Origin of the sequence: Stutzerimonas kunmingensis (assembly GCF_021432085.1) — a bacterium.
GTDB lineage: Bacteria > Pseudomonadota > Gammaproteobacteria > Pseudomonadales > Pseudomonadaceae > Stutzerimonas.
Map to the genome: position 1 here is coordinate 3,642,957 of NZ_CP090366.1, position 16,935 is coordinate 3,659,891.

The 16,935-nt window shown below is 64.4% G+C and carries 13 protein-coding genes and 1 pseudogene; 9 read left to right on the forward strand and 5 right to left on the reverse strand.

Features of this window, described 5'->3' with window-relative positions:
- The first annotated feature begins 217 nt into the window (after positions 1–217).
- Both LW136_RS17320 and LW136_RS17325 read left to right on the forward strand, forming a co-directional pair.
- Positions 218–1,801 (forward strand): peptide chain release factor 3, encoded by a 1,584-nt coding sequence (locus tag LW136_RS17320; RefSeq protein WP_230355889.1) that lies wholly within the window; start codon positions 218–220, stop codon positions 1,799–1,801.
- Between the two features lie 123 nt (positions 1,802–1,924).
- Positions 1,925–2,332: an endonuclease domain-containing protein gene (locus LW136_RS17325; protein WP_234173258.1), complete on the forward strand. Its 408-nt coding sequence runs from the start codon at positions 1,925–1,927 to the stop codon at positions 2,330–2,332.
- A 931-nt stretch (positions 2,333–3,263) separates the two neighbouring features.
- Here the strand turns inward: LW136_RS17325 and LW136_RS17330 are convergent.
- From LW136_RS17330 to ptsP, 4 genes are all read right to left on the reverse strand, one after another.
- Positions 3,264–5,657, reverse strand: a complete 2,394-nt coding sequence (locus tag LW136_RS17330) for a membrane-bound PQQ-dependent dehydrogenase, glucose/quinate/shikimate family (RefSeq protein WP_234173259.1) — start codon at positions 5,655–5,657, stop codon at positions 3,264–3,266.
- Between the two features lie 129 nt (positions 5,658–5,786).
- On the reverse strand, positions 5,787–7,523 hold the full coding sequence (locus LW136_RS17335) for a PTS fructose-like transporter subunit IIB (protein WP_234173260.1): 1,737 nt from the start codon (positions 7,521–7,523) through the stop codon (positions 5,787–5,789).
- Positions 7,524–7,543: 20 nt separating this feature from the next.
- A complete protein-coding gene (gene pfkB / locus LW136_RS17340) occupies positions 7,544–8,482 on the reverse strand; it encodes a 1-phosphofructokinase (RefSeq protein WP_234173262.1) in 939 nt (312 codons plus the stop codon).
- Positions 8,482–11,358, reverse strand: a complete 2,877-nt coding sequence (gene ptsP, locus LW136_RS17345) for a phosphoenolpyruvate--protein phosphotransferase (protein WP_234173263.1) — start codon at positions 11,356–11,358, stop codon at positions 8,482–8,484. Before ptsP ends, pfkB begins: the two co-directional genes overlap by 1 nt.
- A gap of 180 nt (positions 11,359–11,538) precedes the next feature.
- Between ptsP and cra the strand changes: the two genes are divergently transcribed.
- The 6 genes from cra to LW136_RS17375 all read left to right on the forward strand — a co-directional run bounded on the left by cra (position 11,539) and on the right by LW136_RS17375 (position 15,439).
- Positions 11,539–12,528 carry a catabolite repressor/activator gene (gene cra / locus LW136_RS17350; RefSeq protein WP_041014868.1) on the forward strand — a complete coding sequence of 330 codons (990 nt, stop codon included), beginning with the start codon at positions 11,539–11,541 and terminating at the stop codon, positions 12,526–12,528.
- Positions 12,529–12,594: 66 nt separating this feature from the next.
- Positions 12,595–12,900, forward strand: coding sequence for a nucleotide pyrophosphohydrolase (locus tag LW136_RS17355; protein ID WP_041014869.1), 306 nt, complete (start codon positions 12,595–12,597; stop codon positions 12,898–12,900).
- On the forward strand, positions 12,897–13,646 hold the full coding sequence (locus tag LW136_RS17360; RefSeq protein ID WP_003302192.1) for a methyltransferase domain-containing protein: 750 nt from the start codon (positions 12,897–12,899) through the stop codon (positions 13,644–13,646). The genes LW136_RS17355 and LW136_RS17360 overlap by 4 nt, the downstream gene beginning before the upstream one ends.
- An 18-nt stretch (positions 13,647–13,664) precedes the next feature.
- On the forward strand, positions 13,665–14,273 hold the full coding sequence (locus LW136_RS17365) for a DUF4136 domain-containing protein (protein ID WP_003302189.1): 609 nt from the start codon (positions 13,665–13,667) through the stop codon (positions 14,271–14,273).
- Between the two features lie 73 nt (positions 14,274–14,346).
- Positions 14,347–14,904, forward strand: a complete 558-nt coding sequence (locus LW136_RS17370; RefSeq protein WP_003302188.1) for a DUF4136 domain-containing protein — start codon at positions 14,347–14,349, stop codon at positions 14,902–14,904.
- Positions 14,905–14,989: 85 nt separating this feature from the next.
- A complete protein-coding gene (locus LW136_RS17375; protein ID WP_003302186.1) occupies positions 14,990–15,439 on the forward strand; it encodes a DMT family transporter in 450 nt (149 codons plus the stop codon).
- Between the two features lie 17 nt (positions 15,440–15,456).
- Here LW136_RS17375 and LW136_RS17380 read toward each other — a convergent pair.
- Positions 15,457–16,388 (reverse strand): annotated as a pseudogene (locus LW136_RS17380) (SdiA-regulated domain-containing protein).
- Between the two features lie 230 nt (positions 16,389–16,618).
- Here LW136_RS17380 and LW136_RS17385 point away from each other — a divergent pair.
- Positions 16,619–16,912 carry a hypothetical protein gene (locus LW136_RS17385; protein ID WP_003302182.1) on the forward strand — a complete coding sequence of 98 codons (294 nt, stop codon included), beginning with the start codon at positions 16,619–16,621 and terminating at the stop codon, positions 16,910–16,912.
- The last annotated feature ends 23 nt before the right edge of the window (positions 16,913–16,935 follow it).

Genomic DNA, 16,935 nt, shown 5'->3' on the forward strand with positions numbered 1-16,935 from the left:
CGAATTTATTCGCGAGCCTTTAGCGAAAACTCCGTGCCGCAAAGCAACACTCGCGAACGAGTTCGCTCCTACAGGTAGATGAGGCAGCGTTTTCACCTTCTCTTGTACCCCGCTCATGCGATTGCCCTGAGCTTCCCCCTACAGTTCGCGACCTGCAAATACGACTCGCGTATAATCGACGACTTTTCCGTTTTGCCAAAAGCAGGTTTTGCCGTTCATGACCACCCAGGCCGCTGAAGTCGCGAAGCGCCGTACGTTCGCGATCATCTCCCACCCCGATGCGGGCAAGACCACCATTACCGAACGCCTGCTGCTGATGGGCAAGGCCATCGAGGTTGCCGGCACGGTGAAGTCGCGTAAATCCGACCGCCACGCCACGTCCGACTGGATGGAAATGGAAAAGCAGCGCGGTATCTCCATCACCACCTCGGTGATGCAGTTCCCCTACCGCGAACACATGATCAACCTGCTCGACACCCCAGGCCACGAAGACTTCTCCGAAGACACCTACCGCACCCTGACTGCGGTGGACAGCGCCTTGATGGTGCTCGACGGCGGCAAGGGCGTAGAGCCGCGCACCATCGCGCTGATGGACGTCTGCCGCCTGCGCGACACGCCCATCGTCAGTTTCATCAACAAGCTGGACCGCGACATTCGCGACCCGATCGAACTGCTCGACGAGATCGAAGCGGTGCTGAAGATCAAGGCCGCGCCCATCACCTGGCCCATCGGCTGCTACCGTGACTTCAAGGGCGTGTATCACCTCGCGGACGACTACATCATCGTCTACACCCCTGGCCACGGCCATGAGCGGACCGAGGTGAAAATCATCGAGAAGCTCGACTCCGACGAAGCGCGCAAACACATCGGCGACGAGTACGAGCGTTTCATCGAACAACTGGAACTGGTGCAGGGCGCCTGCCACGAATTCAACAGTGAGGAATTCCTCGCCGGACAGCTGACGCCGGTGTTCTTCGGCACTGCGCTGGGCAACTTCGGCGTCGATCATGTGCTGGACGCCATCGTCGACTGGGCACCCAAGCCGCTGGCGCGCGCTGCCAACGAGCGGGTGGTCGAGCCGGTCGAAGAAAAATTCAGCGGCTTCGTGTTCAAGATCCAGGCAAACATGGACCCCAAGCACCGCGACCGCATCGCCTTCATGCGCATCTGCTCGGGCCATTACGAAAAGGGCATGAAGATGCGCCATGCGCGTCTGGGCAAGGATGTGCGCATCGCCGATGCCCTGACCTTTTTCTCCAGCGAACGCGAAATGCTCGAAGAAGCCTGGGCCGGCGACATCATCGGCCTGCACAACCACGGCACCATCCAGATCGGCGACACCTTCACCGAAGGCGAGAACCTGAGCTTTACCGGCATCCCGCACTTCGCGCCGGAACTGTTCCGCCGCGTGCGCCTGAAAGACCCGCTGAAATCCAAGCAACTGCGTCAGGGCCTGCAGGAGCTGGCAGAGGAAGGCGCGACCCAGGTGTTCTTCCCCGAGCGCAACAACGACATCATCCTCGGTGCGGTCGGTGTGCTGCAGTTCGACGTCGTCGCCAGCCGGCTGAAGGAGGAATACAAGGTCGAATGCGCCTACGAGGCGATCAACGTTTGGTCGGCCCGCTGGATCGAGTGCGATGACAAGAAGAAGCTCGAAGACTTCAAGAACAAGGCCTACGAGAACCTCGCCATTGACGGCGGCGGCCACCTCACCTACCTAGCGCCGACGCGGGTGAATCTGAGCCTGATGGAAGAGCGCTGGCCGGATGTGAAGTTCAGGGCGACACGCGAGCATCACTGACCCAAGAATGCGCCTGCTGCGGGGTACAGCAGGCGTAGTTGATTCTGCGCATTACTGCCGCTGCGCTCATTTAGATGCGCTCTCGCATGGAAGCGAGAGGCTGCCTTTTCACAAGGACTGTGAATGCCCACCGAACGCGCCTCCCCCGAACAACGCCAGTTCGCCAGACACCTGCGATACCAACTCACCGATTGCGAGCGTCTGCTGTGGCGCCAGTTGCGCAATCGCGGCTTAGCCGGATTCAAATTTCGCCGACAGCATCCGTGCCCGCCCTATGTCCTGGATTTCTACTGTGCAGAGTTGCGACTTGTAGTTGAACTCGATGGCGGTCAGCACTTCGACGAAGCTGGTCTGGCGAAAGATCGTTTGCGCACGGCCTACCTGCAGCACCACGGGCTGGAGGTTCTACGCTTCAGCAATCTGGATGTGATACGGAATCTAGAGGGTGTTCTGACTGAAATCTTGAGCTGGATTGAGACCCGTACCCCTCACCCCAACCCTCTCCCCAATGGGGAGAGGGAGCTGGATTGAGGCAGCCGGATCACTTGTGCTCATGCCGTGCAGAGCAAGCGAGGGGAGTGAGCGTGGGCTGTGCCCATCAAGCAGTTGCAACCACCACCAGCACGCTCTCACCCCAGCACCCAATCCGCGCATTACCGATACACCGGCCTGAATCCGAGTCCTGACTGAAATCTTGCAACGGATCGAGGCCCGCGCCCCTCACCCCAACCCTCTCCCCAACGGGGAGAGGGAGCTGGATTGAGGGAGCCGGATCGCTTGTGCTCATGCAGACCGTGCAGAGCGAGCGAGGGGGAGTGAGCGCGGGCTGTGCCCATCAAGCAGTTGCAACCACCACCAGCACGCTCTCACCCCAGCACCCAATCCGCGCATTACCGATAAACCGGCCTGAATCCGAGTCCTGACTGAAATCTTGCACCGGATCGGGGCCCGCGCCCCTCACCCCAACCCTCTCCCCAACGGGGAGAGGGGGCCTGAAGCCACCGAACCCTTTGTGATCGGCCCGACACGCATTAAAGCGCATCGCCCTACACCTGGAACGAAAAACCGCGCGGTCTAGTCCCATCTCCCCTCCGGGGGAGAGGGCTAGGGTGAGGGGCTGGCGGCCACGACCAGTGTCGCAACTAAAACCCACACAGCCCCGTTTCACCTACTCCTCAAGGGTCCACGCGATCAATAAACCGCCCAGCTTGGTACCGAGCAAGCCATGCCGGCCTGGGTCGAAGACCGCCCTCTCCCCATCCTCTTCACAACGACGAGAGAGGGCCTGATTGAAGCCACCGAACCAACCGCAACTAGCGGGTACATCATGCGTTTCGCCCTGCACCGGATCGGCAACCCAACCCGGCCCAGTCCCCTCTCCCCTCCGGGGAGAGGGCTAGGGTGAGGGGCTGGTGGCTATGTCGAGCGCCGCAGTCGACGTCGCCACCTGCCCCCACTTCACCTACTCCTCAAGGGTCCACGCGATCAAGGAATCCCCCAGCTTGGTGCCGAACGAGCCATGCCCGCCGGCCATCTGCACCACGTACTGCTTGCCGGTCTTCTCGGACACGTAGGTCATTGGAGTCGCCTGGCCACCAGCAGGCAGGCGGTCCTTCCACAATTCCTTGCCGTTCTGCAGATCGTAGGCGCGCAGGTAGTAATCCAGCGTTCCGCTCATAAAGGCCACTCCGCCGGCGGTGACGATCGGCCCGCCCAGTGCTGGCGTACCCACCGGGAAGGGAATGCCCAAGGGCGCACTGTCGCGGCTGGTGCCGTTCTTGTGCATCCAGACCTTCTTCATGCTGCGCAGGTCCAGCGCGGTGACGAAGCCCCATGGCGGCGTCTGGCACGGCAGGCCGATGACCGACATGAAAGGCTCCAGCCGCACCATGTACGGCGCACCCAGGTTGGGCTGCAGGCCGGTCTCGCCGCCGCCGGTACGTTCATCGGGGTCGACCTCGCTGCGCTTGACCATGGTCGAGATGAAGGCCAGGTAATTCGGCGCGCCGAACAACAGCTGCCGGCTCGGATCGACCGCCACCGATGGCCAGTTGAAAGTACCCACGTTACCCGGATAGATCAGCGAGCCATGCTCCGACGGCGGCGTGAAGTCGCCGTCGTAACGCAGCTTGCGGAACTGGATGCGGCACATCATCTGGTCCAGCGGCGTGCCGCCCCACATGTCGCGCTCGCGCAGCGGCTCTTGCGGGGCGTAGCTGACGGCCGATGCGGGTTGGGTCGGCGCGGTGAACTCGCCGTAGTCAGTGCCTTGGGGCACGGGCATCTCTTCCACCGGCACGATCGGCTCGCCGGTACGGCGGTCGAGGATGTACAGATCGCCACGCTTGGTCGGCTGGATGATGGCCGGCACCTGGCCTTGTGGCCCTTCGATATCCACCAGCGTCGGCTGCGATGGCAGGTCGCGGTCCCAGAGGTCATGATGCACGGTCTGGAATTCCCAGCGCACCTGGCCGGTCGCCAGGTCCAGCGCCACCAGGGTGTCGGTGAAACGCTCGGACTCCGGCGTGCGCGGCTGCGCCCACTGGTCCGGGGTCTGGTTGCCGGTGGGGATGTAGACCAGCCCCAGCGACTCGTCGGCAGTGGCGATGGTCCAGGAGTTTGGCGTGCTGCGCACGTAGGTTTCGCCGGGTGGCAAGGGCTCTGTGGCGTCCGGGTTACCCGGGTCGAAATTCCATACCAGCTCGCCGCTGCTCACGTCGTAGGCGCGAATCACGCCGCCGGGTGAATCCACCGCGCCGTTGTCGGTGATCGAGCCGCCGACGATGACCAGCTTCTCGGTCACCACCGGTGGTGAAGTCGGCAGGTAAACGCCCAAAGCGTCCTCACCGAGTCCAGCCTTCAGATCCACCACGCCGGCATTGCCGAAGTCCTCGCAGGGCTTGCCGTCCTCGACATCCAGCGCGACCAGAGTGCCGTCGTTGGTCGGCAAAAACAGCCTCCGCGCGCAACGCGCTACGGGCTGGTCGGACGGCGCCGTCGCTGCGGGCCCGTAGGCGTTGGCGTCATGGAAGGCCAGGCCACGGCAGGTCATGTGCTGGTAGTACTCGGCATCGCGGTTGATGCTCGGGTCGAAGCGCCAGCGCTCCTCACCGCTGTCGGCATCGACGGCGATGGCGATGCTGTGCGGCGTGCAGATGAACAGATTGTCGCCAACCTTCAACGGCGTCACCTGATAGGTGATCTCGCCGGGGTCACCCTCGCCGGAAAGGTCACCGGTGTGGAACTCCCAGGCCTTTTTCAACTTGCCGACGTTGTCCGGCGTGATCAGATCGGCCGTCGAGTAACGATCGCCGCGGTCGGAGCCGCCGTAGGCTTTCCATTCGCTGGCAACCCGACCGGCCTGCCCTTCGGGATTCGAGCCCTGCATCTGCGCGTCGCTGAATTCACCCGTGATCGAGTGGTAATCCTGGGTCAGCGAGTACCCCGCGATCAGCGCGCCGGCCAGCAGCCCCAAGCCGAGCAACCCACTGGCGCCATCACGCCAGACCAGTCGGCCGCCCACGTAACGATTGATGAACGGCAGAATCAGCCAGAGCCCGAGGATGCACCAGAGGTCGATTCGCGGCGCCAGCTGCCACCAGTCGAAGCTGACTTCGTACAGCGTCCACGCCAGCGTCGCCAGCAGTAGCACCGCGTAGAGCCAGATCGCGGCGCGGCGTCGAGCGAACAACAGCCCGGCCACGCCCAGCAGTCCGGTGCCGGCCAGCAGGTAGTACCAGGAGCCACCCAGCATTGCGAGGTAGCCGCCACCGACCGCCATCAGCGCTCCCAGCAGCAGAACCACCACGGCGGTCAGGGTGATGCGCATGGGCCGCGGCCCGTAATCGATACTCATGCAACGCTCTCCAGCCAATTCATCTTCAAAACAAAAAGCAAAAAGCTGGCGAAACTTTCTGACACAAAGTCTCGCCAGCTTGTAGTGGATACGATAGGCGGGGCTTTAGTTCAGCCGTTTTGCGACCGCTTACGCCGTCGCGCCGACGCTGAGCGGCTGCGTTTCAGGCCGCTTGATTACTGCGTAGATCACCCCGGTTACCAAGCTGCCGGCGAGGATTGCAGCCAGATACAACAGCGCGTGATTGATGGCGTTTGGGATCAGCAGCACGAACAGCCCGCCATGGGGCGCCAGCAGCTTCGCGCTGAAGGCCATGGACAGCGCGCCGGTCAGCGCACCACCGGCGATGCTGGCCGGAATCACCCGCAACGGGTCTTTCGCAGCGAAAGGAATCGCGCCTTCGGAAATGAAGCAGCAGCCCAGCACCAGCGCGGCCTTGCCAGCTTCGCGCTCGGTCTGGGCGAACTTGCGCCGGGCGATCAGGGTGGCGATGCCCATGCCGATTGGCGGCACCATCCCCGCCGCCATGGTGGCGGCCATCGGCGCGTAACTCTGGGACGCGAGTAGCCCGACGGAGAAGGCATAAGCGGCCTTGTTCACCGGTCCGCCGAGGTCGACGCACATCATGGTGCCGAGCAACAGACCGAGCAGGATGGCGTTGGAGGTGCCCATGGTGTCGAGGAATTCGGTCAGCCCGGCGAGCATCTTCGCCACCGGCGTGCCGACCACGTAAATCATCACCAGGCCGGTAACCAGGCTCGCCAACAACGGAATGATCAGGATCGGCTTGAGCGATTCGATACTGGCCGGCAATGGAATCCAGCGGCTGACCGCCTTGGCCGCGTAACCGGCGACGAAGCCGGCAATGATGCCGCCGATAAAGCCCGCCCCCAGCGTGCCAGCCAGCAGCCCACCGATCATCCCCGGCGCCAGTCCTGGGCGATCAGCGATGGAATAAGCGATGTATCCCGCCAGCAGCGGCACCATCAACTGAAAGGCCGTTTCGCCACCTATCTTCATTAGCGCGGCGGCCAGCGTGCCCTCCTCCTTGAACGCTTCGATGCCAAATACAAACGACAGCGCGATCAGCAGACCGCCCGCCACCACCATCGGCAGCATGTAGGACACGCCGGTCAGCAGGTGCTTGTAGACGCCAGCCTTCTCGCCCTTCTGTTCACCACTTGCGCTGGCAGCGGCGCCTCCAGCGAGCACCGCGCCTTCTTCCAGCGCGCGATCCAGGGTCGCATCGGGTTGCTTGAGGGCGACGCCAGTACCGCAGCGAAATACGCGCTTGCCGGCGAAACGGGTGACATCCACCTCGATATCCGCAGCCAGCAGCACCACGTCGGCCTCTTCGATGGCCTGGGCTTCGAGCACATTGCGCGCCCCCACCGAGCCGCGGGTTTCAACCTGCAGGTCGTAACCCTTGCGGATCGCCGCCTGCTGCAGGGCTTCAGCCGCCATGAAGGTGTGTGCCACGCCGGTCGGACAGGCGGTGATGGCCACCAGTTTGGGCTTGCCGCTGGTATGCGCCGCATCCGCTTCGTCGGCCTGCTGCAGCTCGCTGGCGGTGTCTGCGGCACTGCGCAGGAAGGCTTCCGGGTCGAGCAGCGCCTCGGATGGCGTGGACTGGGCGACGCGCTTGCCAACGAAGCGCTGCAATGACAACGGCCCGGTTTTCACCACCACCACCAGATCGGCATTGGCGATCTGCGCGGGCGTCAGCGGCGAGCCAATGGCCTTGGGATCGCGGACTTCCACGGCGGTCGACCAGCCCAGACGATGGGCGGCCGCTTCGAGCAAGCGTGAAGTCAGCACGCTGGTGACCATTCCGTTGGGGCAGGCCGTGACGATGAGAAGATTCATTCCTTCACCTCTTGTTCGATTTATTGGCTGAGCGACTGCAGGCGCACCGCAGCTTCAAGCTCCGCAAGTTCAGCCGTGTCGGTGAGGCCGAACCCAACCTGCCCGACCGCCTGCGCGGCGATGGCCGTGGCCTGTGTGAGGGTGCGCTCTGCCGGCCAGCCTTCCAGCAAACCGTGAAGCATCCCGGCGAGCAGCGAGTCGCCGGCACCGACGGTGCTGACGACCCGAACCCTGGGCGGATTGGCGTGCAGGGCCGCGCTCGGCGAGAACCAGCTGACGCCATTGGCGCCCTGCGAAACCACCACGTGTTCGATGCCTTCGGCTTGCAGTCGTCGTGCTTCGGATGCCAACGCTGAGGACTCGGAAAGATCGACGCCGCACGCTTCGCCCAGCTCTTCCTCATTAGGTTTGATAAGCCAGGGCCTGGTCGCCAGCCCGTCACGCAGCGCAGGTCCACTGCTATCCAATGCCACCCGCGCGCAGCGCGCCTTCAGCGTCTGCAGCAGCTGCACGAACCACTGGCTGTCGATGCCACGCGGCAAGCTGCCGGCGACCACCACGAGGTCATGGGCGGGTGCCAGTCGCTCTAGTCGAGTCAGCAGCTCCTTGCAGTGCGTCTCGCTCACCAGCAGGCCGGGCCCGTTGATATCGGTAACCCGCCCATCCGCCTCAGCCAGTTTGATATTGCTGCGGGTATCGCCCGGAACGCGGACGAACTCATCGGCAAAGCCACGCGCAGCAAACAACTGATCGAAGGCTTGCGGATTGCCCTCGCCAAGAAAGCCGGTGACGGTCAGCTGATGACCGAGGTCGGCCAGCACCTGCGCGACGTTGAGCCCCTTTCCGGCGGCATGCATCTGCAGGCTTTCGCTGCGATTGACGTGGCCCAGGCGCAGCGCGGACAGCTGCACGGTCAGGTCCAGGGCCGGGTTGAGAGTGACGGTCAGCACGCGAGCCATCAGCAGTGCTCCCCGACGAAGGCGCGGACTTCATGGGCGCCGGGCAGCATCAGGGCTTGCTGGGCCAGCCTCTGGCAGGCCGCGAAATCCAGCTCGCGAACGCGCGCCTTCACCAAGGCGATGCTGCGCGCCGACACGCTCAGTTCGTCCACGCCCAGGCCCACCAGCATCGGCACCGCCAATGCATCAGCGGCCAACTCGCCACAAACGCCAACCCACTTGCCGTGGGCATGGGCGGCCTCGACCGTCATGCCGATCAGACGCAAAACAGCCGGATGCAGCCCGTCGGCCTGGCCGGAGAGCGTCGGATGGCCGCGGTCGATGGCCAGGGTGTATTGCGTCAGGTCATTGGTGCCGATGCTGAAGAAGTCGACTTCCTGCGCCAGCACTGGCGCGATCAGGGCCGCAGAGGGAATCTCGATCATGATGCCGACCTGCAGATCGGCCACTGGCAGCTCCACGCGCAGGCGGTCGACCATGGCCTTGGCGGTGCGCCACTCGTCGATATTGCCGACCATGGGGAACATGATCCGCAGCGGGCGGCCATCGGCCGATGCGAGCAAGGCACGCAGCTGGGTCTCGAGGATGTCCGGGCGTTGCAAACTCAGGCGAATGCCGCGCACGCCCAGAAACGGGTTTTCCTCGGCCGGCATCGGCCAGTACGGCAGCGGCTTGTCCCCGCCGACATCCAGCGTACGCACCACCAATGGACGCCCTTCGAGGGCTTCCAGCACACGGCGGTACTCGGCTTCCTGAGTCGCCTGATCCGGCGCCTGGGAATGGTTCATGAACACCAGCTCGGTACGCAGCAGGCCGATGCCTTCGGCGCCCATCGCCACCGCTTCCGGGGTTTCGCCGGCAGCGCCGATGTTGGCAGCAATCTCTACCGGATGGCCGTCACGGGTGATGGCCGGCTCCAGGCGACGCTCATTTGCCAGGCGCTTGCGTTCTTCGCGACTGGTGCGTTCGCTGCGGGCCTGTTCCAGCTGCGCCTCGGTCGGCGCGACCAGCAGTTCACCGCGCTCGCCGTCTAGCAGCAACAGTGTGTTTGGCGCCAGCCCAAGCACACCCGGCCCTGCACCGACGATGGCTGGAATGCCCAGCGCGCGGGCGATGATGGCGCTGTGCGAAGTGGCGCCGCCGCCAGCGGTAAGAATGCCTGCGACGCGCTGGGCGTTGAGCGTGGCGACGTCCGACGGCGCCACCTCGTCCATCACCAGGATGTAGGGCTCATCTGGGGCCTGCTCGGCTTCCACACCAGTCAGGCAGGCCAGCACGCGACGCCCGACGTCACGCAAATCGGCCGCACGTTCGGCCAGCAGCTTGTCGTGGAGCGCCTCCTGCTGCTGCGCCGCAGTTTCGATTTCCTCCATCCAGGCCGCTTCGGCGCTCAGTCCCTTTTGCAGCCGAACCTGCACTTCCTCGCGCAACGCCGGGTCCTTGAGCATGGCCTGATGGGTGGTGAAGATGTCGCGGATGCTGGCGACCTGACTCTCATCAATCAGCGTGCCGATCTCCGCATGGACCTTGTCCAGCGCCGCATCCAGCCGCTGCAGTTCGATCACCGGAGACTCGCCGCGCTTGGGGTAGTCGATCACCTGCGGCTTGCGTACCAAGACCGGACCGATGGCGATGCCTGGCGCGGCGGCGATGCCGATGACCTGCTCGCCGGCCCGCAAGACGGGCACGTCCTGGGCTGCCTCATTCAGTTGCACGGCCCCCTGCTCCGCCGGCGCCCCGCCGGTCGGCAGCGGCTCGATTTCCTCGCCCAGCCCTTCTTCCACGGCGCGGACCAGCGCCGGCAACGCATCGTCGGCGATCGAGGGCTCGGCGATGAACTCCAGCACCTGGCCGCGATGCGAGCCCATCGCCAGCAGCTTGCTCAGGCTCTTGGCCGAAACACCCGCGCTCTGGCTACCAGCCAGACGCACTCGGATCTCGCCGGCGAAGGCCTGTGCGACCTCGGTCAGCACCTTGGCTGGGCGGGCATGCAAGCCATGGGCGTTAGCCAGTGGCACCTGGGCACTCGGCCAGTCTGCCGGCACTTCGCCGCCCAGGGCTTCGAGCACTGTGCGACTGGACGTCGCCTGGCTCAGCTCCTGCCCGCGGCCTTCGATCAGCAGATTGCACAGGCGCTCAAGCATCGCCCGATGCGCTTCGCCCAGGCTGGCCAGCACGAAAAGACCATTGAGCGGCTGCCCCTGATGCTCGAGATGGGAAGCTGGCGTGACGAAGGCGAGACCAGGACGCTGCACCGCCTGCTCGCTACTCAGCCACCAGAGGCCATCCCCCAGCGGCAGCGCCTGGCCAAGCGGCAGACTGGCGTTGAAACCCGGCTCCACGCACTGCGCGCGCTTGAGCAGCTTGACGCCCTGCCAGGCCAGCTCGTCGAAATCATCCGCAGCGACACCCAGCGAGACCAGCTCGCCATCCAGCGCTAGCGCCTGTGGCGCACCCTGCAGCAGGTCGATGATGGCTTCCGGGCTTTCGGCTTTCTGCAGCGCCTCGCTCAGATCGCCTTCACCCAATGCTCGGGTCAGCAGCTGTAGCAGGCGCAGGTGTTCGTCGGAACGCGCAGCGATACCGATGGCCAGATACACCAGCTGGCCGTTGCCCCAGTCGACGCCGGCCGGAAAATGCAGCAGCCGCACGCCGGTGGTGAACACCTGATCACGGGTTTCCGGCGTGCCATGGGGAATCGCAAGGCCCTGACCGAGAAAGGTCGAGCCCTGCGCTTCACGCGCACGCAGCCCGTCCAGATAACCCGGCGCGACCAGCCCGTCGGCGACCAGAACTTCACCCAGCAGGGCCAGCGCCGCTGGCTTGTCCGCCGCGGCCTGATGCATGTGGATGTGCTGTGCATTCAACTCAAGCATGGAGAACTCCTGCGGGGCTCGCGATTGTTGTGGCCGACGGTCGCGCCGGCTTTGCCCGAATCCTGGGCTGGCGCTTCAGACCGAAACACTGCTGAAACGTTTCACCTAAGGCTGGCACATTACGCAATATTGGGTAATTCTAGAAGCCCGAGTTCATACCACCCGTCTCAGGACCCTCTGTTGAAACTGACCGACATCGCCCGCCTCGCCAACGTTTCGGTAACCACCGCCAGCTATGTGCTCAATGGCAAGGCCGCGCAGCGCCGTATCAGCGCGGCCACGGTCGAGCGGGTGATGGCCGTGGCCGAACAGCAGGGCTTTCAGCTCGATCAGCAGGCGGCGGGTCTGCGTCGCGGGCAATCGCGCACCCTCGGCTTCATCGTTCCGGATCTGGAAAACCCCAGCTACGCACGTCTGGCCAAACTGCTCGAGCAGCGCGCGCGGCAGCGCGGCTACCAGCTGCTGATCGCCGGCACCGACGACGAGCCGGACACCGAGCGCCAGGTCATCCAGCTGCTGCGCTCGCGCCGCTGCGATGCGCTGATCGTCGCCAGCTGCCTACCAGCCGACGACCAGAGCTATCGCAAGGTGCAGGCGGCTGGCACGCCGGTGATCGCCCTCGACCGTGCGCTGGACGCCGAGCATTTCTGCTCGGTGGTCAGCGATGATTGCGAAGCGGCCGCCCTGCTCACCCGCTCGCTGGCAGTTCCGGCCGCCGCCCATATCGCCCTGATCAGCGCACGCCCGGCATTGCCCATCAGCCAGCAGCGCGAGGAAGGTTTTCGCCAGGCACTCGCGCAGCACACGGGGCAGGTCAGCATCCTGCGTGCTGACCAGTTCAGCCGAGCCTGCGGACGCGAGCAGATGCTCGCCCTGCTCGAGCGCGGCCCGCTGTCCGATGCGCTGATCACTACCGCGTACGTCTTGCTCGAAGGCGTCTTCGATGCGCTGCGCGAGCGCGATCTGCTCTGGCCGGAGCAGCTGCGGCTGGCGACCTTTGGTGACGCGCAGTTGCTGGATTTCCTGCCGATCCGGGTCAATGCGATTTCCCAGCAGCACGAGCAGATCGCCGAGCAAACCCTGGAACAGGCAATCCGCGCCATAGAGCAGGGCGATTACCGTCCCGGCGTGACCGCCATCGAACGTGAGCTGAAAGTGCGCCGCGGCTGACGCCCCTTGCGGGCGCTGCCGCACTGGCGGAAGCTTGTCGTCTTTTCGAACACACCCGCCTTCCTGATGAACATCGACCAGATCACCCAACGCCTGCACGCCATCCGCGATCAGAACGACTGGCAGCGCTTTCACAGCCCGAAAAACCTCGCCATGGCCGCCAGCGTGGAAATGGCCGAGCTGGTAGAAATATTCCAGTGGCAGACCGAGGACGAGTCGCGCCAGCTTTCGGCCGACAAACTTGAGCATGCCGGGCAGGAAGTCGGCGACATCCTCATGTACCTGCTCTTGATGTGCAGCGAACTGGGCATCGACATGGAGCAGGCGCTGCTGGCCAAGCTGGCCGATAACGAGCGGCGGTTCACTCGATGAGCGATCGGCATTTCGACGAGCTGGCGACGCGCTTTGCCGAGAAAATCTATGGCGGCGCCAAGGGCGCGATTCGCCTCGCCGTACTGCAGGCGGACTTGTCCGAGGTTCTGCCGCAGCGGCCGTTGCGGGTTCTCGACGTCGGTGCCGGCCTCGGCCATATGAGCCTGTGGCTGGCGCGCCAGGGCCATGAAGTAACCCTCGCCGAGCCCGCCGAACCCATGCTCGAAGGCGCCCGCGTGCAGTTCGCCGACGCGGGCCAGAACGCCACATTTATTCAAACGCCTTGGCAGGAGATCGAGAGCCAGGTCGAGGGCCGCTTCGATCTGGTCATCTGCCACGCCGTGCTGGAATGGCTGGCCGAGCCTGAAGCGATCCTGCCGGTGCTGCATCGCCTGACATCGGCCGATGGCTGGCTATCGCTGGCCTTCTACAACCGCGACGCGCTGATCTACCGCAACCTGCTCAAGGGCCATTTCAAGAAGCTGCGCAGCCAGACCTATGCCGGCGAGCGCCAGAGCCTGACCCCGCAGCAGCCGCTGGACCCACGCGAGCTGGCGGCGCAACTCGCACCGCACTGGCAGGTCGAAACAACCAGTGGCGTGCGCGTATTCCATGACTACATGCCCGCCGATTTCCAGGCCCGCACCGAGCCGGCCGAACTGATCGAGATGGAGCTGGCCTACCGCCGCCATCCACAATTTGCCGGTCTCGGGCGCTACCTGCACTGGATGTGTCGGCCGCTCTGAGCCGACCGGGAGGTACCGATGTCGATCCGCGCCATGCTGCCGGTGCTCTGCCTGGGCCTTGCAGCCTGCCAGAGCCAGAACCCCTATACCGACGAATCCGCGCCGATTCCTCCGGCGCCACCTATCGAGCAGATCCAGTCACCGGTCTATCCGGCGGCACCACGGGACTTCTCCAGCTACCAGAACTGGAGCTGGCAAGCCCCACCGGCCGGCACCGCGTCGATCACCGGTGAGGAGCTGCAGGAAATGGTCGCCGGCGCGCTCGATCAACTCGGCTTGCGCCCTGCGCAGGCCGAGCGCAAGGGCGAGCTGTTGATCAGCGCCCGCGCCAGCAAGGAGACCCGCATTCGGCAGACTTACGATGATTACGGCCCGCATGTCGGCGTAGGCCGCTACGGTGGCGGCTACGGGTACGGCTCAGGTTATGGCGTGGGGACGAGCGTACCCATCGTGCGTAACTACGAGGAAGAGGTGCTCTCGGTGCGTATCGAGATGTTCGACGCGGCTTCCGGCCAATCGATCTGGAGCAATCGCGCCGAAGCACGTAGCGGCGGTAGCCGCGCCAAGCAGCAGGATGCGCTGCGCGAGGCGGTGCAGCGGGCGCTGGCGGACTACCCGCCGCGCTGAGCGTGACAGCGATGCAGACTCAGCCCCGCGCCGAGGCCTAGACTGAACAGATTCCACCCTCCGGAGAACGATCATGTTGCGCTGCCTGTTGCTGATACCTCTGCTCTTCGCGCTCGCCGCCTGCCAGGGCCCGCAGGTGCAGCGCGATTTCGATCCGACGCGGGATTTCTCGGCCTATCGGGCCTGGGGCTGGCAGGAACCGGCGCTGCAGTATCGGCCTGATGATCCAAGAATCAAAAGCGACCTCACCGAACAACGCATTCGCACGGCGATCGCCGAACAGCTCGATCAGCAGGGAATGCGTCCCGCGACGGCCGGCAAAGCGGCGGACCTCAAGGTGCAGGCCTGGTACATCGTCGACCAGCGCACCCAGCAGTACACGACCACCTCCGGCGCCTGGGGCAATCCCTGGTACGGCTACTGGGGCGGCCCGATGTTCACCGACACCCGCACCATCGACTATCAGGTCGGCACGCTACAGATCGACCTGTATGACGCCGCTGACGGCAAACTGGTCTGGCGCGGCAGCGCCGAGCAGACCCTGAGCAACCGCCAGGGCACCCCCGAGCAACGCGCCGGCAGCATGCGCGAGCTGGTGACACGGGTGCTGTCGCAATACCCGCCGCGCTGAGCCAAGCGCAGCGAACCGCTGTCCCGCTATGGCGAGTCGTATCCCGGCTCGCCATACTGTCGCGCCCTGATTCCGGAGATCCGAAATGCCTGCCGTTGCCTGGTGGTTACTCACCCTTCCGTTCATTGCCGGCGCGATGCTGCCCCTGCAGGCCGGAATCAACGGCCAGGTCGCGCGTCACCTCGGCAACGTGATGGGCGCGGCACTGCTTTCGTTTACCGTGGGAACACTGGCGCTGTTCGTCATCGTGGCAGTCCAGCGCGATATCCCGGCGTTGCAGACGCTGAAGGGCCTGCACTGGTGGCACTGGTGTGGTGGGCTGCTGGGGGCCTTTTTCATCGCCACGGCCGCCTTCGCCGCACCGCGCACGGGAGCGTTGCTGTTTATGGCGCTATTGCTGGCCGGCCAGCTGTTCGTCGCCTTGCTGCTGGATCATTTCGGCTGGGCCGGCTTTCGCCAGTCCAGCATCAGCTTCGGTAAAGTCTCCGGTCTGCTGCTGATCTTCGCCGGCGTCTGGCTGATCCAGCGCGGCTAGCAGATGCGCGGCGGGCGTCACTCGTGCTCGAAGGCGTAGAACAGGTTGGGCTCGCTGACCAGGTATAGATTGCCCTGTGCATCGAAGGTCATCCCTTCGGCCTGCGGCACGCTGCGCTCCAGTCCGGCAAACCCGCTCCAGAGCGAGCGGAAGCTGACCAGCTCGCCCTCGGCATCGAGTTCCAGCATCATCTTTGCTCGTCGCTGAGCAGCACCAGATGGCCGGTACGCTCGTCGAAGTGCACCGAGGACAGATCACTGGCCATGTCCAGCTTCTCGATCCAGGCCTCGCGGTCGATGATCTTGATGTTCATGTCACCTGCCAGACTGCGCTTGATGCCCTGGATCTCGTAGAGTTTGCGCGGTGAATGCTCCTTGACCACGAACAGCCGATCACCGGCGCGGTCGTACCCGACGCCCTCGAAACCGGTATTGTCCGCGTCGTTCAGGGCCAGGGTAATGGAGCGGGCGTCGGTACGCTGCAGCGGCCCGGCAATCCTGGGAACCTGCACGATCACCAGCGACTGCTTGCGCTCCTCGGTCAACACCAGCAGGTCATCACCCAGATAGGTCACGCCCTCGACGTCCTGGAACCCGCGCAGCGGGTAGCGCGCGAGGAAGCCGCCATCCTTGTCCAGCGCCAGCAGCTCTTCGGGGTTATTGACGACGCCCCAGAGATGATCGCGGCGTTCGTCATAGGTCAGCCCGGAAAGATTGTCTTCCACCGTGGCCACCGGCAGCGCGTCGATCTTCACCCGGTATTCGGGTAGCCAGAGGCTGTGCCTTTCCCAGCTGCTTTCATGCCAGGTGGTTTTCAGCGTATAGAACAGCCGCTCATCCAGATGAGTGGCGGTGACAACGTAGAGCAGGCCGAAAAAGACGCAGCCATAGGCCCAGGCCGGGCGCAGTGTCGTGATTCGTTCCAGGCGCGCTCTGGCAATGGCCAGCATCGTTGGTCTTCTCGCTCAGGGAATGGTAGGCAGGCTGCCTGGCGCTTGTTGCAGTTGCATGAAGGTCGGGAACGCATGATGCGCTAAGGACTCACAGCGACATTCCGACCGCCTCCTGCCCTGGTGGTTCCAGTGCAGCGGCGACCGTTCGGAACTCTCGGGCGCACTCGAGAGCCCAATGCCCAGAGCCGTGCTTGGGCACCGCAATCGAACGTTCAGGAGAGTGATACATGCGGGTAGAAGGATTCTTCGAATGGCTGGGACAGGCGCTGGGCGCGGTCATACGTTTCATCGTCGAGGCGCTGGGCGACTTCTTCGGCCTGTTTGCCAGGGCCGGACACAATTTCCTCGAAGGGTTGTCGCGTACGCTGGGCATGGACCGCTCGCTGATCAGCCTGGTAGCACTGGCGATCGGCCTGCTGTTGCTGGTTGCGGCGGTCCGCGCGTTCTTTCGCGGCTCGATCATCGGCGGGCTGATCTGGCTGTTCCTCGGGCTGTGGCTGCTGAGCTGGTTGATTCACTGACGCGCAGCCTAAAGCTCGGACTT